Source organism: Denitromonas halophila (genome assembly GCF_007625155.1).
In the GTDB taxonomy this organism is placed as follows: domain Bacteria; phylum Pseudomonadota; class Gammaproteobacteria; order Burkholderiales; family Rhodocyclaceae; genus Nitrogeniibacter; species Nitrogeniibacter halophilus.
On record NZ_VMNK01000018.1, the window covers coordinates 162,882 to 184,168 of the forward strand.

15 protein-coding genes are annotated in these 21,287 nt (G+C 65.0%); 8 read left to right on the forward strand and 7 right to left on the reverse strand.

Annotated elements, in window-relative coordinates; all coding sequences use genetic code 11:
• Window positions 1-25: 25 nt before the first annotated feature.
• The 8 genes from FHP91_RS18925 (at window position 26) to FHP91_RS18960 (ending at window position 9,423) form a co-directional block, all read left to right on the forward strand.
• The gene (locus FHP91_RS18925) at window positions 26-847 is read left to right on the forward strand and encodes an AraC family transcriptional regulator (RefSeq protein ID WP_144311059.1); all 822 of its coding nucleotides are present in this window, start codon (window positions 26-28) and stop codon (window positions 845-847) included.
• A 72-nt stretch (window positions 848-919) separates the two neighbouring features.
• Entirely contained in the window at window positions 920-1,864 is a 945-nt protein-coding gene (locus FHP91_RS18930; protein WP_144311060.1) for a DMT family transporter, read from the forward strand.
• A gap of 88 nt (window positions 1,865-1,952) precedes the next feature.
• Window positions 1,953-2,453: a disulfide bond formation protein B gene (locus FHP91_RS18935; RefSeq protein WP_144311061.1), complete on the forward strand. Its 501-nt coding sequence runs from the start codon at window positions 1,953-1,955 to the stop codon at window positions 2,451-2,453.
• Between the two features lie 224 nt (window positions 2,454-2,677).
• Entirely contained in the window at window positions 2,678-5,119 is a 2,442-nt protein-coding gene (gene nirB / locus FHP91_RS18940; protein ID WP_144311062.1) for a nitrite reductase large subunit NirB, read from the forward strand.
• Between the two features lie 97 nt (window positions 5,120-5,216).
• A complete protein-coding gene (nirD, locus tag FHP91_RS18945; RefSeq protein WP_144311063.1) occupies window positions 5,217-5,558 on the forward strand; it encodes a nitrite reductase small subunit NirD in 342 nt (113 codons plus the stop codon).
• A gap of 130 nt (window positions 5,559-5,688) precedes the next feature.
• The gene (locus FHP91_RS18950) at window positions 5,689-7,158 is read left to right on the forward strand and encodes a NarK family nitrate/nitrite MFS transporter (protein WP_144311064.1); all 1,470 of its coding nucleotides are present in this window, start codon (window positions 5,689-5,691) and stop codon (window positions 7,156-7,158) included.
• A 185-nt stretch (window positions 7,159-7,343) separates the two neighbouring features.
• A complete protein-coding gene (locus FHP91_RS18955) occupies window positions 7,344-9,056 on the forward strand; it encodes a bifunctional protein-serine/threonine kinase/phosphatase (RefSeq protein WP_144311065.1) in 1,713 nt (570 codons plus the stop codon).
• Between the two features lie 82 nt (window positions 9,057-9,138).
• Window positions 9,139-9,423, forward strand: coding sequence for a hypothetical protein (locus FHP91_RS18960; protein WP_144311066.1), 285 nt, complete (start codon window positions 9,139-9,141; stop codon window positions 9,421-9,423).
• A gap of 79 nt (window positions 9,424-9,502) precedes the next feature.
• Here the strand turns inward: FHP91_RS18960 and FHP91_RS18965 are convergent, their stop codons facing one another.
• From FHP91_RS18965 to FHP91_RS18995, 7 genes are all read right to left on the reverse strand, one after another.
• Window positions 9,503-9,805, reverse strand: coding sequence for a PilZ domain-containing protein (locus tag FHP91_RS18965; RefSeq protein ID WP_144311067.1), 303 nt, complete (start codon window positions 9,803-9,805; stop codon window positions 9,503-9,505).
• 182 nt (window positions 9,806-9,987) lie between these two features.
• Complete coding sequence (locus FHP91_RS18970; protein ID WP_186301634.1) at window positions 9,988-11,535, reverse strand: SpoIIE family protein phosphatase; 1,548 nt, start codon at window positions 11,533-11,535, stop codon at window positions 9,988-9,990.
• Window positions 11,536-11,686: 151 nt separating this feature from the next.
• The gene (locus FHP91_RS18975; RefSeq protein ID WP_144179167.1) at window positions 11,687-12,586 is read right to left on the reverse strand and encodes an ATP-binding response regulator; all 900 of its coding nucleotides are present in this window, start codon (window positions 12,584-12,586) and stop codon (window positions 11,687-11,689) included.
• On the reverse strand, window positions 12,583-16,377 hold the full coding sequence (locus FHP91_RS18980; RefSeq protein ID WP_144311069.1) for a PAS domain S-box protein: 3,795 nt from the start codon (window positions 16,375-16,377) through the stop codon (window positions 12,583-12,585). The genes FHP91_RS18975 and FHP91_RS18980 overlap by 4 nt, the downstream gene beginning before the upstream one ends.
• Window positions 16,378-16,435: 58 nt before the next feature.
• Window positions 16,436-16,660, reverse strand: coding sequence for a YgaP family membrane protein (locus FHP91_RS18985; RefSeq protein ID WP_186300365.1), 225 nt, complete (start codon window positions 16,658-16,660; stop codon window positions 16,436-16,438).
• Window positions 16,657-19,923: an efflux RND transporter permease subunit gene (locus FHP91_RS18990; protein WP_144311070.1), complete on the reverse strand. Its 3,267-nt coding sequence runs from the start codon at window positions 19,921-19,923 to the stop codon at window positions 16,657-16,659. Before FHP91_RS18990 ends, FHP91_RS18985 begins: the two co-directional genes overlap by 4 nt.
• A complete protein-coding gene (locus tag FHP91_RS18995) occupies window positions 19,920-21,206 on the reverse strand; it encodes an NAD(P)/FAD-dependent oxidoreductase (protein WP_144311071.1) in 1,287 nt (428 codons plus the stop codon). Before FHP91_RS18995 ends, FHP91_RS18990 begins: the two co-directional genes overlap by 4 nt.
• Window positions 21,207-21,287: the final 81 nt, after the last annotated feature.

Below are 21,287 nucleotides of genomic sequence, written 5' to 3' on the forward strand. Positions count from 1 at the left end.
GGCTTCTGTCCAACGCCCCCCGCCCATGTTCGAACACCCCGGCGAATTCGTCACCTTCCGCCCGGCGCCCTTTCTACCGGGCGTGGAGCTGTACACCGCGCGACTGATCGAGCACGCCTTTTCGGCGCATGTGCACGAGGGCTTCTCGATCGGCGTGATCGCCAGCGGGGTCGAGCGCTTCAAGTACCGCGGCAGCGGCCATATCGCCGACCCGGCCACGCTGGTGCTGCTCAATCCGGACGAGCCACACACCGGCGAGGCGGCCACGGAGGGCGGCTGGCGCTACCACATGGTCTATTTGCAACCGGCGGCGATGAGTGCGATTGCCGGGCCGCAGGTCTACTTTCCGCAGGCCACGATCAAGGACGCCGCGCTGGCGCAGGCGCTGTCGACCGCTTTCATCCGCATGTGGCAGGCCGACGAGCCGCTGGCGGCGCAGACCGCGCTGACCGACGCCATCCTCGGCATCGCCGAGCGCCACGGCCGGCATGCGCGCCGCGTCGCCGACCCGGCGGCGCTGCGCTTTGACCGGGTGGTGGATTACATCGAGGCGCATCTCGACCAGGCGCTCGATCTTGAGCAGCTCGCGCGCATCACCGGGCTCTCGATGCACCACTTCGCTCGCGCCTTCGCCAGACACTTTCATCTGAGCCCGCACCGCTATGTGCAGGCGCGCCGGGTGCTGCGCGCCAAGCAGTTGCTGGCCGGCGCACAGCGGCCGCTGGACGTGGCGCTGGACGCCGGCTTTACCGACCAGAGCCACCTCACCCGCTGGTTCCGGCAGGCCTACGGCGTGACCCCGGCAGAGTATCAAGCGCAAATCGGTACAAGACCCGGCCGCCGCTGAGCCGTAGTCTGCAGGCTCACTCACTGCCTTCAGGCCGATCATGTCTCCTCTTGTTATCGCACCGACGCTCGCATGCTCGCCGGCCTGAGCGCCGCCCTCGGCGCCGGCCTGTTGTGGGGGCTGGTGTTCATCGTGCCGCTGATGCTGCCGGACTATTCGGGTGTGATGCTGGCGGCCGGGCGCTACATCGCCTTCGGCCTGCTCGCGCTCTTTCTCGCCCGCGCCGACCGCGCCGCGCTCAAACGCCTGAGCCGGGCGGACTGGATCGACGCGGCCAAGCTTGCCCTGATCGGCAATGTGCTCTATTTCGCCGCACTGGCCAGTGCGATCCAGCTTGCCGGGGCCACCGTGCCGACCATGATCATCGGTACGCTGCCGGTGACCATCGCCATCACCGCCAAGCTCACCAGCCAGGACACGGCCGACCACGGACTGCCGTGGAGTCGCTTGCTGCTGCCGCTCACCGTGATTGGTTCCGGGCTCATGCTGGTGCATGGCCAGACCGATGACGCGGGCGACATTGCCCACGACGCACGCTACTGGAGCGGGCTGGCACTGGCCGGCGTGGCCGTCGCCTGCTGGACCTGGTATCCACTCAACAACAGCTACTGGCTGCGGCGCCAGCCGACCGGCCTCGCCCGCGCCTGGGCGACGGCGCAGGGGCTGATGACGCTGCCGCTGGCGCTGATCGCGCTGGCCGGCATCGCGCTGTGGCAGTGGGCCACCGAGGGCGGCATCGATATCGCCGGCCCGCGCCCGGGCGTATTCATCGGCTTGATGCTGCTCACCGGCCTGCTCGCCTCGTGGCTGGGCACCCTGCTGTGGAACCGCGCCAGCCATCTGCTGCCGGCGGGGCTGGCGGGGCAGCTGATCGTTTTCGAAACCATGGCCGCGCTGGTCTACGGCTTCATCTGGTACGAACGCTGGCCGAGCCTGGCGGAGATGGGCGGCATCGCGCTCCTGGTGGCCGGGGTGGCGCTCGCGGTGCGCGCGTTTCGCCGCCCGCGAGCAATTTGAGGGAACTGAACCGGCTCGCCCCCGTCAGAAGGGCAGCCTCCCCGCCGGGGCTGCTAGAATCCGCCCATCATTTTTTCTTGCGACCGCCATGTTCAGCCTGCTCGACCGCCCCCGCCTGCCCTTCTTTGCGCTGTTTGCCGTCGGCGCCAGCCTGTTGGGATTTGGCCTGTACTTGCAACACGTGGTCGGGCTTGAGCCCTGCCCCATGTGCATCATGCAGCGCTACGCCTTTGCCGTCGCCACGCTGTTCGGCCTGATCGGCGGCCTGCATGGCAGCACCGGCGGTGGGCGCAAAGTCTATGGCGTGCTGATCGCCCTGTTTGCGCTGGCCGGCGGCGGCGTGGCTGCCTGGCAGAGCTGGATGCAGCGCTTTCCGCCCAGTATTGCCGAATGCGGCCCCGGCATCGAATACCTGATGGAGAGCTTTCCGCTCACCGAGTTGCTGCCGATGATCTTCCGTGGCGCGGGCGATTGCACCGCCATCGACTGGACCTTCCTCGGCCTGTCCATCGCCAACTGGTCGCTGGTGTCCTTCCTGGGCGTGCTGGCCTTTGGCCTGCACGTGATTTTCAGGCGCGTCGCGCGCTAGAGGCGCCGCCACCGCCTCACGCCTCTCGGCGGTGCGCGATGCACTGCCGTGGTGCAGAAACTGGCCTTCACTGGCCTCTTTTTGCGCATTGCAGCATTCCATCCCGCGCCAGCACACGGCTGGCACACCCCTTGCTAATTCGTCCCTGATACGGCGCCAAGGCTGCGCTGAACTGATAACCGGACGACGGCCCCACGGGCCGGACCGCAAGCGAGGGGCAAGACATGCGCAAACTGAAACTGGTGATGGTCGGCAACGGCATGGCTGGCGTGCGAACGCTGGAGGAGCTGATCAAGATCGCGCCGGAGATGTACGAAATCACCGTGTTCGGCGCCGAGCCGCACCCCAACTACAACCGCATCCTGCTCTCTCCGGTGCTCGCCGGCGAGATGACGATTCAGGACATCATCCTTAACGACAAGCAGTGGTATGCCGACAACGGCATCGACCTGCGCCTGAACAACAAGGTCGTCAAGATCGACCGCAAGGCGCGCAAGGTGTTTGGCGAGGACGGCTGCGAAGTCGAGTATGACCGTCTGCTGCTGGCCACCGGTTCCAACCCCTTCATGCTGCCGATTCCGGGTGCCGACCTGCCGGGCGTCATCGCCTATCGCGACATCGCCGACACCGACGCCATGATCGAAGCGGCCGCCCGCCACAAACACGCCGTGGTCATCGGTGCCGGCCTGCTCGGCCTCGAGGCGGCCAACGGCCTGGCGCTGCGCGGCATGGATGTAAGCGTGGTGCACATCAGCGACTGGATCATGGAGCGCCAGCTCGACCAGACCGCGGCCAACATGTTGCGCAAGTCGCTCGAAGCCAAGGGCATGAAGTTTCTGCTGCCCAAATTCACCGCCGAGCTGCAGGCTGGCGAGTCGGGTCGGGTGTCGAAGGTGGTGTTCAAGGATGGCGAAACGGTGCCCGCCGATCTGGTGGTGATGGCCGCCGGCATCCGCCCCAACACCGCGCTGGCCGAATCGGCCGGCATCCACTGCGAGCGCGGCATCGTGGTCAATGACACCATGCAGACCTACGATCCGCGCGTGTACGCGGTGGGCGAATGCGCCAACCACCGCGGCATTGCCTACGGTCTGGTGGCGCCGCTGTTTGAGCAGGCCAAGGTGTGTGCCAACCACCTGGCGATGTTCGGCATCGGCCTGTACAAGGGTTCGGTCACCTCGACCAAGCTGAAAGTCACCGGTATCGACGTGTTCTCGGCCGGCGATTTCATGGGCGGCGACGGCACTGAAGACATCGTGCTCAACGATCCGGGCGCAGGTGTTTACAAGCGCGTGGTGCTCAAGGACGACAAGCTGGTCGGCGCCGTGATGTATGGCGACACCAAGGACGGCGCCTGGTACTTCCAGATGCTCAAGGACGGCCAGAACATCGGAGAGATCCGCGACCACCTGTTGTTCGGCAACAGCCACCTGGGCGACGCGGGCCACAAGGGCGTGAACTCGGCCGCCGCCATGCCCGACACCGCTGAGGTCTGCGGCTGCAACGGGGTGTGCAAGGGCGACATCGTCAAGTCGATCAAGGAAAACGGCCTGTTCACGCTGGACGAAGTGCGCAAGCACACCAAGGCGTCGAGCTCCTGTGGCTCCTGCACCGGCCTGGTCGAGCAGATCCTGGCCTCGACCATCGGCGGCGCCTATCAGCCAGCCGACTCCAACAACAAGGCGGTGTGCGGCTGTACCGACCACTCGCACGGCGAAGTACGTAAAGCCGTGCGCGAGCACAAGCTGCTCTCGCCGCAGGCGGTGATGGACTTCATGGAATGGAGCACGCCCAACGGCTGCGCCTCCTGCCGGCCCGCGCTCAACTACTACTGCATCTCGACCTGGCCGCACGAAGCCAAGGATGACGCGCAGAGCCGCTTCATCAATGAACGCGCTCACGCCAACATCCAGAAGGACGGCACCTACTCGGTGGTACCGCGCATGCTCGGCGGGCTAACCACGCCGGCCGAACTGCGCGCCATCGCCGACGCGGCCGACAAGTACAAGGTACCGACGGTGAAGGTCACCGGCGGTCAGCGCATCGACCTGCTCGGCGTCAAGAAAGGCGACCTGCCGTTGATCTGGCACGACCTCAACCAAGCGGGCATGGTCTCGGGCCACGCCTACGGCAAGTCGATCCGCACCGTCAAAACCTGCGTCGGCTCGGAGCATTGTCGTTTCGGCACCCAGCGCTCGATGGAGATGGGCGTCAAGCTGGAGAAGATGCTGTTCGGCATGTACAGCCCGCACAAGGTCAAGCTGGCGGTGTCCGGCTGCCCGCGCAACTGCGCCGAGGCCGGCATCAAAGACGTGGGCGTGATCGGTGTCGATTCGGGCTACGAAATCTACGTCGCCGGCAACGGCGGCATCAAGACCGAAGTCGCGCAGTTCTTCTGCAAGGTGCAGACCGACGAGGAGGTGAAGGAAGTCTCCGCCGCCTTCTTGCAGCTCTACCGGGAAGAGGGCTTCTACCTTGAGCGCACCGTCCATTACATCGAACGCGTCGGCCTCGACTATGTGAAGAAGCGGGTGCTCGACGACACCGCCAACCGCAAGGCGCTGTACGAGCGGCTGCTGTTCGCGCTGCAGGGCTACGTCGATCCGTGGCAAGAGCGCGCCCAGCTGCCTGAGCTGCGCCGCAACTTTGAAGACGTGACTGCGTGAGGCAGCTGACATGAATGAATGGGATCACTGGTGGCCCGTCGAAACCGACGATGAAGGCACGCCGCTCTAAGCACATTTCCTCGAATTGAGACACACCATGACGACACAATCACTCGACACCACCACCGATCTGACCTGGCGGCCGGTTTTCAAACTCGACGAGATTCCGGTGCTCGGCTCGCGCGTGGTCGGCAGCACCGCCCACGGCGACATCGCGGTGTTCCGCAACCGCGAGGACGAAGTCTTTGCCGTGCATGACAAGTGCCCGCACAAGGGCGGTCCGCTGTCGCAGGGCATCGTGCATGGCCGATCGGTGACCTGCCCGCTGCACAACTGGAAAATCCAGCTCGAAAACGGCGAGGCGGTCGCGCCCGACAAGGGCTGCACCAAGCCCTTCGCCGTCAAGGTCGAGGACGGCATGGTCTTCCTCCAACTCTAAGCACGCCGCCGGCGCCAGGCCGGTCCGCACATCCATCACACGAGCGCAGGCATATTGCTGCCCACGCCGGCCCCGCTCGGCCCCAAGGCCGGCGAGAGCACTGATTTTTTACAGCATCACGAGGTGACACATGTCTAACGAGAAAGGCTTCAACCTGCTCTCTTTCACGGGGAAAATAAAGATCCTCCACTTGTCGTGGATGGTGTTCTTCATCACCTTCTTCGTGTGGTTCAACCACGCACCGCTGCTGGGCGCCATTGCCAAGTCACTGGGACTGGAGCCCGGGCAGGTCAAGACTCTGTTGATTCTCAACGTTGCGCTCACCATCCCGGCGCGCATCCTGATCGGCATGCTCACCGACAAGTACGGCCCGCGCATCACCTACGCCGCTCTGCTGTTCATCTCCAGCGTACCCTGCTTCATGTTCGCGCTGGCCGACACCTTCACCCAGGCGGCCATTGCGCGCTTCCTGCTCGGTTTCATCGGCGCGGGCTTCGTGGTCGGCATCCGCATGGTCAGCGAGTGGTTCCCGGCCAATGAACTGGGCACAGCCGAGGGCATCTACGGCGGGTGGGGCAACTTCGGCTCCGCAGCCGCAGCCATGCTGCTGCCGACGCTGGCCCTGATCTTCGGCGGTGACGACGGCTGGCGCTACGCCATCGGCGTCACCGGCGCGCTGAGCCTGATCTTCTCCTTCATCTGGTATTTCAACGTCAGCGACACCCCCAAGGGCTCGACCTACTTCAAGCCGAAGAAAAGCGGCGGCCTGGAAGTGACCAGCACCGGCGACTTCTACTTCCTGCTGCTGATGAAGATCCCGATGTATGCCGCACTCGCGCTGCTGACCTGGAAGCTCTCGCCCGCCGGCGTGAAGATGATCTCCGAGTTCGCCGCGACCGCCGTCTATGTCGGTCTGGCCGCGATCTACGTGTATGACTGCTACAGCGCCTACGCGGTGAATCGCGAAATCTTCACCACGCCGGTGCCGGAGATGCATCGCTACAAGTTCAAGCAGGTCGCAGTCCTCAACATCCTTTACTTCGCCACCTTCGGCTCCGAGCTGGCCGTGGTCTCGATGCTGCCGCTGTTCTTTGCCGAAACCTTCAACCTCGACCCGGTCTATGCCGGCCTGGTGGCCTCGGCCTACGCCTTCATGAACCTCATGTCGCGCCCCGGCGGCGGCTGGATTTCCGACCGCTTCGGCCGCAAGAAGACGTTGCTCATCCTCACCGCCGGTCTGGCCGGGGGCTACGCGCTGATGGCGATGACCAACAGCAGCTGGCCGCTGTGGCTTGCCGTGGGTGTGGCGATGGCCTGCTCGTTCTTTGTGCAGGCCGGCGAAGGCGCGGTGTTTGCTGTGGTGCCGCTCATCAAGCGCCGCCTGACCGGCCAGATCGCCGGCATGACCGGCGCCTACGGCAACGTCGGTGCGGTGGTGTACCTTACCGTGCTGTCACTGGTCAGCTATGAGATCTTCTTCAGCGTAATCGCGCTCACCGCCGTGCTTGGTTTCGTGACCCTGCTGTTCATGGAAGAACCCAAGGGCCACATGGCCGAAGTGCGCGAAGATGGCTCGGTGGAACTGATCAGCGTGAGCTAAGGCTAGGTAGAATCGGAGCCAACGACATGTAGGTTGGGTTGAGCGCAGCGAAGCCCAACAAACAACACTGGAGGCTGGCACGGCCTTGCGCGTTGGGCTTCGCGTTGCTCAACCCAAGTTACGCCCGAACCACATCGTACGAAAGGCCGGCCCCCGCCGGCCTTTCCCACAGGAGCTGACAGCCCATGAGCACGCGCCTTGAAGTGCGCTTCGGCGGCCACTCGATCGAAGGGGTCAAACCCGTCAATCAGGACGCCTTCGCGGCGCACCTGCCGGACGGCTCCGAGCGCGACCTGAAAGGCGCGGCGGCGGTCATGTGTGACGGGGTCAGCAGCGCGGCGGACTCCGAGATTGCCAGCCAGATGGCGGTCACCGGCTTCATCAACGACTATTTCAGTACCCCACCGACCTGGAGTGTGCGCAAGGCCGCCAGCCAGGTGCTCAACGGCCTGAACCAATGGGTGTATCGCCAGAACGCCGCGCGCCACGGCACGCGCGACAGCCTGCTCACCACCTTCTCCGCGGCGGTCATCAAGTCCAATACCCTGCATGTGTTCCATGCTGGCGACAGTCGAGTGTGGCATGTGCGCGGCAAGGCGCTGGAGCAGCTCACCCGCGACCATGTGATGACCGAGGGCGGGCGCGAATTCCTCGCCCGCGCGCTCGGCGCCGACACCCGGCTGGAGGTCGACTACCTGACCCGCGAGCTGCTCGAAGGCGACCGCGTGCTGCTCACCACCGATGGTGTGCACGGCGTGCTGCCGACAGCCCGCATCCGCGACATCGTCACGGCGGCCGACAGCGATCTCGAAGCCCTCGCCCGCCAACTGGTCGATGAAGCGCTTGCCGCCGGCTCGGACGACAACCTGTCGGCCCTGCTAGTGGCAGTCGACACCCTGCCGCTCGAAACGCTCGAAGAAACCCACCGCCGCCTCACCCAGCGGCCGATCCCGCCGGTGCTTGCCCCCGGCAACAAGATCGACGGTTACGAGGTGCTGGACGTGATCTTCTCCGGCACGCGCAGCCACATGTATCTGGTCAAGGACATCGACACCGGCCAGCGCTATGTGCTCAAGGCGCCCTCGCAGAACTTTGCTGAAGACGCGCTCTATCTGGATGGCTTCATCCGAGAAGAATGGGTCGGCCAGCGCATCGATCACCCCAATGTGATGAAGACCTACCCGGGGCGGCCCGACAAACAGTTCATGACCTACCTGGGTGAACACATCGAGGGGATGAACCTGCGCGAGTGGATGCAGGACAACCCCGCCCCGCCGCTCGACGCGGTGCGCGACATTGTTCGCCAGACCATTTTCGGCCTGCGCGCCTTTCAGCGCGCCGACATGGTGCATCAGGATCTGAAGCCCGAGAACATCATGATCAACCGCGATGGCCGGGTGAAGATTCTCGACTTCGGCACGGTGATGATCGCCGGTACCGACGAGATTGCCTCGCCGCTCGACAAGTCGGTGCCGCAAGGCAGCGTCAATTATGTCGCGCCGGAATACCTGATGGGCGAGCGCGGCAGCTTCCGCTCCGACCTGTTTTCACTGGCTGTGATCGCCTATGAAATGATCACCGGCACGCTGCCCTTCGACGAGCCGGCGGTCAAACGGGTGAGCCTCAAGTCCTACACCGAGCTCGACTACATCCCCGCCCGCTACCGCCGCCACGACCTGCCGCTATGGATCGAAGGCTGCCTGAAAAAAGCGCTGCAACCCAACCCGGCCGACCGCTACCATGCCTTCTCGGAGTTTCTGCAGGACTTCACGGTACCCAATCCCGCGCTGGTCGAGAACATCCGCCGCCAGCCGCTGATCCAGAAAAACCCGATCGCCGTGTGGCAGGTGCTCTGCGTGATTCTTTTTCTACTCAATCTCTGGCAACTGGCGCGCTGACTCTCCCTTTCGGCACGCGCATCCATTGCCCATACTGGGAGCAGTGGCTGGCCGCTCGGCTGGCCTTGTCTGGAGAATCATCATGCCCCGAATGCCCCGCCTGCTTGCGGCACTCGCCCTCGGTCTGCTCTGCCAGGGCGCACTAGCCGCCTCGCCCAAGCCGCCAAGTGCCAGCACGACCCCCGCCGACACGGCCGCACCAGGCAGCAAATACGTCGAGCCCTGCGCGTGCTCGGGCGGTCAGCGCCTGGTGATGACGCAGGCGCTGGTCTTCAATTGTGAATGTGGCGCCATGAAATGCGTGGTGACCGCGGTGGCCGCCAACAACGCCAAGGACAGTCCGGCGCCGACGCTGGTGTGCCGCTAGTGTCGATCTTGCGAAGTCGCCCTACCGCGCAGAGGCGGCTTGAAACCCGCCCGGCGACAATTACACCGCAGCGCACGTGCTATTTGAGCACTTGAACGATCTGCACGCCGAGCACGTATTTGCCCGACTCGGCCTTTTGGCAACGCTTGACCTCCACCCGCACATGCAAGGGTGGGCGCTCCAGCCCGCCTTCGGGCTGGCGCACCAGCACATCGAGCATTTCCGACAGACTCGGCACATAGTCGCTCTCCAGCGTCATGCCACCGGGGCTCAGCTCAATGCAGTGCGCCGGCACGGCAGGCGCCTGGCCGGCGGGCTTGATCATGGCATTGCAGCCCAGGGGAATTCGCCGGGAAGCGCGTCGGTCGTCATATGGATTCATGGCTGATCGCTGGTACCGAGAGGTCAAAAAGGTCGCGGTGCGCAAGCACCACATCGGAGCACGAGCGGACATCTGAACAGACGCCGCCCAATCCTGAGAGATAACGGCGCACGGCCGGCAAACCGTAGGCTTTTTTGCGCCGGACGACCCTGGCCCTGGCGCGTCCTGTCGCTCGCAAGCCCTCAGTGCGGATGCGGTGCGCAGTCGAGCATGAGCGCCGACATGTCGTCGTGAGCCGACGCGCCCGCCAGATGCTCGGCCAGCGCAATGCGCAGCGCGTCGATGCGCATGTCCTTCGCATGCGAGCGCAACACCTCCTCCAGACGCAAGAGCCCGAAGCCCTCGGCCTTGTCATTGGTCGCCTCAATGACGCCGTCGGAATACATCACCAATTGATCGCCCGGTAGCGTCGGGGCATGCGCAACTTCACAGCCTTCCGTGCCCGTTTCGACCACGCCAAGCGGCAGGTGATTGGATTCGAAGCGCTGGCGCACTCGCCCATCGGCGCCGACCAGCACCATCTCCGGCACCCCGCCCACCCAGATCTCGACATCGTCACCCTGACGATTCAGACAGGCCAGTGCGGCGCCGACGAAACGGCCGATCGGCAAGGAGCGGTGCAAGACCGCATTCAGTTCGCCCACCAGCTGTGCCAGGGGCACGTCGCGCGCCACCAGCGCATAAAACACCGGCAACACCGGTTGAACGCTGATTGCCGCCGACAGGCCGTGCCCGGTCGCATCGGCCAGCATGGCGTAGAGCCGGCCGCCGGGCGAACTGGCAGCGACCACGAGGTCGCCCGAAAACCGGCGCGCCGGCATCACCGTAAAGTGCACCCGCGCATCGCGCAGCCCGTCGGAGTCGACCTGACTGGCCATGATCTGGCGGGCCAGTTCCTGCTCGCGTTGCTGTTCGTCGTGGTAGCGCTGCAGGCGGGCTGCGTTTTCGGCCAGGGCGGCATGCTGAATGAGGCGCTCGCTGATATCGCGCATCACGCCGATATACAGGCGGTGATCATCGATCTGCAGCTCGGTCACGCCGACCTCTAGCGGAAACACCTCGCCATCAGCGCGCTCGCCGTCGAGTTCGCGGACGGTGCCAATCATGCCCGCCGTCCCCCCGGCCAGGTAGTTCGCCAGCTGACGGTCGCGCTGCCGGCCATCCGGCGGCGCGGCCAGCACGCTGACGCTCTTGCCGGCCAGCGCGTCGTTCTCGTAGCCGAACATCTTGCACGCGGCCGGGTTGGCGGACTGGATCACACCGGCCTCGTCGATGGTGATGATGCCGTCAATGACGGCATTCGATATGGCGTGCATCCGGTCCAGCAACTCGCGCTGCCGGCGCTCCATCTCGAGCAGGCGCTGGATGGTGCGCATCTTGGCCGCGAATACCGCGAAAGACACAGGCTTGACCAGGTAGTCGTCCGCGCCGGCGTCCAGGCCAGCGACGATATCGGCGTCGGAGTTGAGCGCCGACATGATGACGATAGGCGTCCAGATGGCGCCTTGCCGCTCGCGCACCAGCCGGGTGGCCTCAAAGCCGTCCATGCGTGGCATCATCAGATCCATCAGGATCATGTCGGGGCGACGCTGACCAAAGCGCTCAAGCGCTTCGACGCCGTCAACGGCGAACACGGCCTCATGCCCCAGTTTGGCAAGAAAGGCCGCCATCAGGTTTCGGTTGGCGGAGGTGTCATCCACCACGAGAACGCTCAGCGCTGCACTCGACATCGTATCGCTCGTTATTCTGCCGACGCGCGTCATGCCGCGGATTTCTCCGCCACGGCCGCGTCACCGACTATGTCTTTTTGCCTAGTGTGCCCGAATTCTGCGCCGGGCGAGGCCACAAATACCACACCGCGGCGGCGATGCATTGACCGCGTTAATGCCGCCGCTTGCGCACCGTTGCCCGCACGCAATTCCCGTTGCCCTGGTATTCGAGCTCATCGAAGGCCAGTTGGCGGGCCAGCGCGATGCCGCGTCCATTGGGAGCAAAGGCGCGCTCCGGCGCCAGTTCGAGAAAGTCCTGCCACACAAAGCCGCCGCCTTCGTCTTCGATCGAAAACACCCAGGCCAGGGGGTCGGAGGCCACCGTGAGCCGCACATACTTGCTCTGATTCTCGGGCAGCGCCAGGCGGCGCTTGACTTCAGCTTCCCACTCGCCGGCCTCGCGCAAACGCGATTTTTCGTCGAAGCAGATCGCGAGATTGCCGTGTTCGACGCCATTGACCAACAATTCGGACAAACCCAGCACAACCACGTCGGGCTCATCGCAGATCGAGGCGGCGAGGGCGGCCAGGCCGTGCGCCTCTTCCATGGTGCGAAACGCAAAGACGCCGTGCTGCAAGGTCTGCAATGCGTGACGCTGCGCGGCCAGCCGTTCGGCCAGAGCGCGACGCTGATGCAGGTCGTCGAGCGCTGCCCGCACGATGCTCTGCAGGCTCTCGGGCTCGAAGGGCTTGGTGAGGTAGTAATACGCCCCCGCGGCCAGCCCTTCGCGCACCTGCTCGGGGCTGGCCGCGGCGGTCTGCATGATGACGGGAATGTCGGCCAGACGGCGGTCCGCCTTGAGCCAGCGCAGCAGTTCCAGCCCATCGATGCCGGGCATCATGCGGTCGAGCACCACCAGGTCGAAGCGCGAATCGCCGCGACGCAGGTAGGTCCAGGCCTCCTCACCACTCTCGGCCATCTGCAGCAAATAGCCGGCGCCCTCGAGATATTCGCTGATGATGTCCAGATTGAAGGGCTCATCATCAACAACAAGAATACGGATCTGACTCATGGTTCCAGCTGCTCCTCCGCCAAGCGTCCGTCGGCCGACGAGAACGCCGGCAGTATGATTTCGAAGCAGGCCCCCCCGCCTGCCATGTTTCGGGCGTGAATCCGGCCGCCATGCGCGAGCAGGATTTCGCGGCAAATTGCCAGACCCAGACCCGTGCCGCCTGCACCGGTTCGGGTCACACTACTTTGCACGAATTTGTCGAATACCGCTTCGAGTTCCGCATCGGGTATGCCGATGCCTTGATCAATCACGCGCAAGGCGACGGCGTCGCGGTCGCCGGCATCGTCGGTGCGCCGACCGCAAGGCAATGTGTCATGCCCCACTTGTACAAGAATCTCCCCGCCCGCGGGCGAGAATTTGATCGCATTGGACAACAGATTGCGTACCACCTGACCAATGCGCGGAGCATCTCCCGCAACGGCGGGCACGTCTTGAATCTGTGTCGCCAGTTGAATCCCTCGGGCCACCCGAAGCCCTTCGACCTCATCGAGCACCTCATCGAGCACCGCACTGAGCGCCAGGGGCTGAATGTCGAGCACCATGCGCCCGGCTTCGAGCTTGGACAGATCGAGCAGGTTGTCGACCAGTTTCAACAGACGGTCGCCACTACTGCGGATGCGTTGAAAATAGTCCTGCAGTTTGTCTGCCGGCGCACTGAGCGCCTTGTTCTCGCCCAGGCGGGCATAACTGAGCACCGCATGCATCGGCGAGCGCAGCTCGTGCGACATGTTGGCCAGAAAGCGCGACTTGGCTTCGTTGGCCCGCTCGGCCACCTCCTTCGCCTCGATCAGCCCGGCCGTCTTCTCTGACACCAGTTCGGCCAGGTGATCGCGATGCTGGCGCAAGGCCTCGTTCGCCTTCTTTTCATTCGAAATATCCACACCGACACCGATAAAGCCCACGAGGCGGCCCTGATCGTCGACCCGCGGCTCGCCCTTGGCCATCAGCCAGGCATAGCGCCCGCCGGGCCGGCGCACCCGGAACTCAAGCTGATAGGCCTTTTGGGTTTGACGCGCCTCCCGGCCGACCTCTTTTACCGCGGCCAGATCATCCGGATGCACATAACGCAACCAGTCCGTGCCCTGAACATCCACCCTGGTCATACCGGTCAGCGTTCGCCAGCTTCGATTGACATAGGTGATATTGAGCGTCGGGTCAGCCAGCCAGATCACCACGGGCGCAGCGTCCGCCAGCAGACGGAAACGAGCCTCGCTCTCGCGCAACGCGCGCTCCCGGGCCTTGAGTTCCGACACATTGCGCAGCACCACCAGCAATCCGCCGGTGCCCACCGGGGCGACCCGGGCTTCATAGTCCTGAATCATGCCATCGGGGTCCGGCGCCTGATATTCCACACACTGCAACTGGCCGGTCATGTGCGCCCGGCGCAGGGTCGGCATCACTTGTGCAAACCGCTTCTGAGAAATGATTTCTTCCAGCGGCCGCCCAAGCGCACCGTCCATCCCCACGGTCAGCGGCGCACCTTGCCGCGTACGCAGCGCAACCAGGCGCAGATCGGCGTCGAACTGCACCAGAATGTCGGGCATCGCCTCAATGATGGACGCATTGGTGGCGTGCGCTGCCGCCAGTTCCGCCTCGGCCGCCTTGCGTTCGGAGATGTCTTCGACCACCGTCCAGATCGCGGTACCGCCCTCCTCTTCACGCATCACCGCGCCGCTCAGCAACACCGGCACTTCGGTGCCGTCGGGGCGAACGAAGGCGCGCTCATATGGCGTCACCACGCCCTCATGCAAGGCATCAATCGTCTTCTCTCGATCCAGCGCATGCAGGCGCGGCGGCGTCAGTTCGGCGTAGCGCATCCCGGGCAGGGCATCCGCCGCCACGCCGACAATCTGAGAAAACGCCTCATTGACCCGCACGATGCTGCCGTCGACCCGCACCATCGCCATGCCCAAGGGGGAGTTACGGAACAATGCGTCGAGCTCGGACAGGGACGATTTGAGCGCTTGCTCCACGCGGCGCAACGCACTGACATCGGTGATCGTCACCAGCACCACCGGCTCGCCATCGAGGCCGGCAACGCCCGCCTTGCTGATGATCGCGTCGTGCTCGCTGCCGCTATCGAGTGTCAGATGAAACTCCTGCGTGCTGACCGCGCCGGCAAGCGCCCGCGCATCTTCGGCCAGATGCTTGGCCGACTGGCCCGGCAACACATCCTCGGTCCGCAGCCCCACAATGCTTTCGGATTCGCGTCCGAGAAACACCCCGGCGGCCTGATTGGCGAGCACATAACGATGATCGGCCGACTTGACCAACACCGGATGCGGGAGGAAATCGAGCACCCGCGCGTAAAACTCTCGCGCCCGCTCCAGCGCCACTTCGCGCTCATGCAGCAACGAGACATCGGAAATGGCGCCGGCCACGCGTGCCGCCCGGCCAACGGCGTCCCATGCCGCCCGCCCACGAACCAACAACTGGCGGTCCTCGCCATCGCCGCCCGGGACACGAATGGCAACTTCCAACGGCTGTCGATGGCGCAAATGCCCGCGCAAGGCGAGCAACAACACCCGCCGCTCGTCAGGGGCCAGACAATGCAGAACATCACGCCAGCCAATGGGGCCCGACCTCGGAGCGCCAAACAGCATGTACTGGGCCCGCGCCGACAAATACATCTCGGGCCGGTCGGAGGCCCACTCCCAGATGCCGTCGCTGGTGGCCGTCGCGGCCAGGGAAAAACGTCGCTCCGACTCCGCCAGCGCACCACCGATACGCTCGGCCGACGCCAGGGCGCGATGTCGGCCCGAGGCCAGATAGAAGGTCAGCAAAGCAAAGGCCAGGGTCAGCAAGGCACCCGCCGCCCGCACCGTGAGCCCGGCAACATTGTCACCCAGTTGCGCGACCGGATAAAAAACCAGGCGTAACTGACGCCCGCCAACCACCAGCCGCCGCGACACGCCAGGCCTGGCCGGCGACATGCCCAGCGACACGAGAGGAACGGCAAGCGCATCGGTTTCATCCAGCAGTTCAACCTGAACCTTGTCGATCCAGTCATTCGACACCGAGGCGATCCAGTCGCCATAGCGGACGCCGAGCACTACGACGCCGCGCACCAGATCACGGTCGGGCACGTCGCGCCGCAGCTCTTTGGCCGGATGGAACACCGGCAAGGCGAGGATGCCGGCGGGTGAAGCATCTCCCGCGTCCTTGAGCGTAATGGCCGCACTGAGCACGATGTCACCGCGCGTGATCGACGCTTCGATCGCCGCACGACGGACAGGATTGGAGGCCAGATCGAAACCCAGAATCACCTCCAGCGTGCTGACCCGCGGCGCCGCGAACTGGGCAGGAAACGCCGCGCCTTCGGCCGAGCCGCGAATCGCGATGACCCGGTCGTAGGCGTAGAACATGAAGTCTTCCCAGTCGGCCCGCCGGTCAGCGGCGACCCGCGGGGCGTACACCAGCCCGGCCGCGCCCATCTCGTTGAGGGGGCGCAACTCAGTGGTGGCGATGTAACGCTCCCACTCAAACAGACTCACTCGTTCCGAGGCGACAAACAGCCCGGCCGCGGCGCGCATATGGCCAATGTAGTAGTTCAGCCGCTCCTGCAGGGCGGCGGTCACCCGATTGACGGCGTGCTCGGTATCTTGCTGCGTCCGTGCGGACTCCAGACGGTCGACATAGTGTGCGCCGGCCCAGGTCAGTACCACGCCAAGCAGCAACACCATCAGCGCGAGGGGAAACGCCCGGCGCAAGGACGCGGCGCGGGCGGCGTGAGCCTCAGCGCCGGAAGATGTCTCAGGCAAAGTCAGCGAAGCGGAGTCGGGGGACGACATTCCTGCTTATCGGCCCAAACCCGCGCTGACTTGAGGGCAGAACGCCCCTGATTGAGGCTCAGCTGCAGCCGATGCTGTCCTTGACGCCGAGCTTGCGCAGGACGGTCTCCAGCGGGCACAGCCCGGTGAAGCCGCTCTGGAAAAGATTGGCGCCGACAAAGGCGGTAAACCACAGAAAGTTAGCGTTCACGAACAGCGGCGAGGCTTCCACCCCCAGCGCCAGCGAGATGAGCACAAAGGCACCGGCGAAGATGCGAACGAATTGATTGACGGTCAGCGTCATGACGGATGTCCTTCTGATTGCAGTTCGGCCACGCGATGGCGCATGGCCGCGAAATACAGCACCGGAATCACCACCAGCGTCAGCACCGTGGACACCAGGATGCCGAAGATGAGGCTGATCGCCAGGCCATTGAAGATGGGGTCGTCGAGAATGAAAGCCGCACCGATCATGGCCGCCAGCGCGGTCAGGCCGATCGGCTTGGCGCGCACCGCGGCCGAGGTGATCACCGCCTCGGCAAAGGGCACGCCGGCGCGCACCTGATGGTTGATGAAGTCCACCAGCAGGATCGAGTTGCGCACGATGATGCCGGCCAGCGCGATCATGCCGATCATCGAGGTGGCAGTGAATTGCGCGCCAAGCAGCGCATGGCCGGGCATCACGCCGATGATGGTCAGCGGGATCGGCGCCATGATGATCAGCGGCACCAGATAGCGGCGGAACTGCGCCACCACCAGCAGGTAGATGAGGATCAGTCCGACCGCGTAGGCCGCGCCCATGTCGCGAAAGGTCTCGTACGTCACCTGCCACTCGCCGTCCCATTTCACGCTGTAGCCGGCGTAGGGGTCATGCGGCTGCTGGATGAACCATTCATCCAGCACGCCAGCCAGGCGCTCGCCGACCAGCGGCATGTCCTTGATCTGGCTGCGGATGTCGAACATGCCGTAGAGCGGCGAGTCCAGCGCGCCGGCCATGTCGGCGGTCACATACACCACCGGCAGCAAATCCTTGTGATAGATGACCTGATCGCGCTCGGTCGGATGCACGCTGACCAGTTCAGACACCGGCACCAGCGTGCCGTCCTGCGCGCGCAGCTTGAGCTGCAGCAGATGCGCCACCGTCGACTGCTGCGAGGGCGGCAACTGGATGCGCACCGGAATCTCGTACTTGTTGTCGCCGCCATGCAGCGGCGTCACGCTCTCGCCGGCCAGGCCGAGGCGCATCACCTCGACGATCTGTGCCTGCGCCACCCCCATCAGCGCCGCCTTGGCCTGATTGACCCGCAGCACCAGCTTGGGCGCGGTCTCGTCGATGGTGTCGTCGGCGCCGACGATGTCGGCCGTGGTGTCGAACACCTCGCGCACCTGCTGCGCCACCGCCAGCTGACCGGTGTAATCCGGGCCATAGACTTCGGCCACGATGGGCGAGAGCACCGGCGGGCCGGGCGGCACCTCCACCACCTTGGCGTTGCCGCCGTGCGCGCGTGCGACGGCGGTCACCACCGCGCGCACCGCGCCGGCCACCTCGTGGCTGCTACGCTCACGGTGTGCCTTGTCGACCAGATTGATCTGCAAATCGCCCTGCTCCGGCGCGCTGCGCAGGTAGTACTGGCGCACCAGGCCGTTGAAGTTGATCGGGCTGGCGGTGCCGGCATAGGCCTGCCAGTCGGTCACTTCGGGCGTTTTGCCCACGGCTTCGCCAATCTCCAGCAGCACCTGCGCGGTGCGCTCCAGCGGCGTGCCCACCGGCATGTCGAGCACCACCTGGAATTCCGACTTGTTGTCCAGCGGCAGCATCTTGAGCACCACCAGCTTGACCGCCGCCAGTGCCACCGAGCCGGCAATCAGCGCGATCACCAGCAGCCACAGCAGGCTGCGATTACGCCGACCGCGCCGCGCGTCGATCAGCGGGCCGATCACCGCACGGAAGAAGGCGGTGAGCCGCCGGGTCATGCGGTCTTCGCCGGCATGGGCGTGGCCGTCGGTCGACTTGAGCATCTTCTGCGCCAGCCAGGGCGTAACGATGAAGGCCACCAGCAGCGAGATGAACATACCCATCGAGGCGTTGATCGGGATCGGGCTCATGTAGGGCCCCATCAGGCCCGACACGAAGGCCATCGGCAGCAGCGCGGCGATCACCGTGAAGGTGGCCAGAATGGTCGGCCCGCCGACCTCGTCCACCGCCTTGGGGATGAGCTGCCACAGCGGCTTGTCGGGTTCGAGCAGATGCCAGCGGTGGATGTTCTCAACCACCACGATGGCGTCGTCCACCAGAATGCCGATCGAAAAGATAAGCGCGAACAGACTGACGCGATTGAGCGTGAAACCCCAGGCCCAAGAGGCAAACAGCGTCGCCGCCAGGGTCAGCGTGACGGCCAGGCCAACGATGATCGCCTCGCGCCAGCCCAGTGTGAGCAACACCAGCAACACCACCGCGCTGGTGGCGAACACCAGCTTGCCGATCAGCTTGTTGGCCTTGTCATTCGCGGTTTCGCCGTAGTTGCGGGTGACGGTGACGTTGACGCCCTCGGGGATCACCGTGCCCCGCAAGGTCTCGACGCGGGCGAGCAGCGCGTTGGCCACGTCGGAGGCGTTGGCACCGGGCTTTTTCGACACCGACAAGGTTACCGCGGGTGACACCCCGGCGGTGTCGATGCCGCGCTCGGCCGCCGCCGCCCCCGCGCCGAACCACACGTAGCGCGATGGCTGGTCCGGGCCGTTGGCCACCTCGGCCACGTCCGACAGATACACCGGCTTGCCGTCGGCCACGCCCACCACCAGCGCGCGCACATCCTGCGCCGAGCTGATGTAGGTGCCGGTCTGCACCAGCACTTCCTGGTTGTCGGCCACCAAGCGCCCCGCCGACTGCGAGGCGTTGGCCACCTGCAGCGCGGCTTTCAGGTCCGCCGCCGTCACGCCGTGCGCGTTCATCCGCGCCGGGTCCATCAACACGCGCAGCACATGGCCGGGGCCGCCGATGGTCACCACATCGCGCGTGCCGGGGATGCGCTTGAGGTCGATTTCGATTGCGCGGGCCACCTGCTGCATGTCGAAGCCGGCGCGCGCGGGGTCTTCGGTCCACAGCGTGAGACCGACAATCGGCACGTCGTCGATGCCCTTCGGCTTGACGATCGGTTCGAGCACGCCCAGTTCGGGGCGCAGCCAGTCGCGGTGCGACTCCAGCGTGTCGTAGAGCCGCACCAGCGCGTCCTGATTGGGCACGCCGACCTCAAACTGCACGGTGAGCACCGACATGTCCGGCTGCGACACCGAATACACATGCTCCACCCCGGCCATGCGCGAGAGCACCTGCTCGGCCGGGCGCGACACCAAGGACTCCACCTCCTGCGCCGACGCCCCCGGGAAAGGCACGAAGACGTTGGCCATGGTGACGTCGATCTGGGGCTCTTCCTCCTTGGGGGTGATCAGCGTGGCGAACACCCCCATCAGGAAGAGCACCAGTGCCAGCAGCGGCGTCAGCGCATTGCGCTGAAAGCCGCTGGCGATCTTGCCGGACAGGCCGAGGGGCGGTGTTGCGTCAGTCACGTGGAGCGTTCAGCCTTTTTGAGTTTCATGATGCCCAGCGCGTCGAGCACGATCTTTTCGTAGATCGGCTCGGTGGTGCCCTTCTTCATCTTGCGCAGGAAGTACTTCTCGAAGCCGACCTTGGCCAGATGCACCCAGCGGCCTTCGGAATACCAGTTCACATTGCGCGGCGGGATCTGCGGCAGGGCCACGAAGGCCGCGCCGGTATCACCGAAATCAGCCAGGCAGATGGCGTTCCAGGTGGCGCGCTCGGACGGGTCCTTGCCGTCGAGCGCGGCGCGGATGTTCTTGGCGGTGGCGGTCACCATCGACTCGATCATGTAGCCGGTCTTGGGCACGCCGGTCGGCACCGGTGTGGCCTCCACCGGCGGGATCGCCACGCACACGCCGATGCCGTAGATGTTCGGGTAGCGCGGGTTGCGCTGGAATTCGTCGATCAGCACGAAGCCCCGCGGATTGACCAGCCCCTCGACGCCGCGCACCGCATCGATGCCGCGGAAAGCCGGCAGCATCATCGAGTACTTGAACGGCAGCTCGTGCTGACGCTTCGGCTGGCCTTCGTCGTCATGCTCGGTGACGAACATGGTGCCGGCCTCGACCTTGTCCACCTTGGCGTTGCAGATCCACTTGATGTGGCGGTCGCGGAACATCGACTCGATCATGCCCTTCGAGTCGCCCACGCCGCCCAGACCGAGATGGCCGATGTAAGGCTCGGAGGTGACGAAGGTCATCGGCACCCGGTCGCGCAGCTTGCGCTTGCGCAGGTCGGTTTCCATGATGCGGGCAAACTCGTAGGCCGGCCCGAAGCACGAGGCGCCCTGCACGGCGCCGACCACGATCGGCCCCGGGTCATCGACAAAGGCCTGCCAGTTCGACTCGGCGCCCACCGCGTGATCCACATGACAGATCGACTGGGTGAAGCCCTCGGGCCCCAGCCCGGGGATCTCGTCAAAAGCCAGCTGCGGGCCGGTGGCCAGCACCAGAATGTCGTAGTCCAGGGTGCTGCCGTCGGCCAGCGTCAGACTGTTGTCCGCGGCATGCACCTGAGTCACCGCCTGCTGAACGAAATCGATCTTCTTCTTCGCCAGCAGCGGCGCGATCTCGAGTTCGATATCGTCGCGCTTGCGCCAGTTCACCGCCACCCAGGGATTCGATGGCGTGAAGTGGAAGCGGCCATTGTTGGCCACCACCGTGATCCGGTCTTCCGCGCGCGCCAGCGCCTTCATTTCGTAGGCCATCGGCAGTCCGCCGAGCCCCGCTCCAACAATCACTATGTGCGCCATCGTCTCTCCTCCAAGCCATGAGCACTGGTGTATCCGGTCCGGGCGCCGGCGCAGCCGAAGTCCCGTCCAGACACGTTGTGC

Bases quoted from the DNA above. Each gene is read 5' to 3' on its own strand.
- FHP91_RS18975 (WP_144179167.1), bottom strand. From the start codon at position 12,586: ATGAGTCAGATCCGTATTCTTGTTGTTGATGATGAGCCCTTCAATCTG.
- FHP91_RS18950 (WP_144311064.1), top strand. From the start codon at position 5,689: ATGTCTAACGAGAAAGGCTTCAACCTGCTCTCTTTCACGGGGAAAATA.
- FHP91_RS18960 (WP_144311066.1), top strand. From the start codon at position 9,139: ATGCCCCGAATGCCCCGCCTGCTTGCGGCACTCGCCCTCGGTCTGCTC.
- FHP91_RS18995 (WP_144311071.1), bottom strand. From the start codon at position 21,206: ATGGCGCACATAGTGATTGTTGGAGCGGGGCTCGGCGGACTGCCGATG.
- nirB (WP_144311062.1), top strand. From the start codon at position 2,678: ATGCGCAAACTGAAACTGGTGATGGTCGGCAACGGCATGGCTGGCGTG.
- FHP91_RS18930 (WP_144311060.1), top strand. From the start codon at position 920: ATGCTCGCCGGCCTGAGCGCCGCCCTCGGCGCCGGCCTGTTGTGGGGG.
- nirD (WP_144311063.1), top strand. From the start codon at position 5,217: ATGACGACACAATCACTCGACACCACCACCGATCTGACCTGGCGGCCG.
- FHP91_RS18925 (WP_144311059.1), top strand. From the start codon at position 26: ATGTTCGAACACCCCGGCGAATTCGTCACCTTCCGCCCGGCGCCCTTT.
- FHP91_RS18965 (WP_144311067.1), bottom strand. From the start codon at position 9,805: ATGAATCCATATGACGACCGACGCGCTTCCCGGCGAATTCCCCTGGGC.
- FHP91_RS18985 (WP_186300365.1), bottom strand. From the start codon at position 16,660: ATGACGCTGACCGTCAATCAATTCGTTCGCATCTTCGCCGGTGCCTTT.
- FHP91_RS18935 (WP_144311061.1), top strand. From the start codon at position 1,953: ATGTTCAGCCTGCTCGACCGCCCCCGCCTGCCCTTCTTTGCGCTGTTT.
- FHP91_RS18955 (WP_144311065.1), top strand. From the start codon at position 7,344: ATGAGCACGCGCCTTGAAGTGCGCTTCGGCGGCCACTCGATCGAAGGG.
- FHP91_RS18980 (WP_144311069.1), bottom strand. From the start codon at position 16,377: ATGTCGTCCCCCGACTCCGCTTCGCTGACTTTGCCTGAGACATCTTCC.
- FHP91_RS18970 (WP_186301634.1), bottom strand. From the start codon at position 11,535: ATGTCGAGTGCAGCGCTGAGCGTTCTCGTGGTGGATGACACCTCCGCC.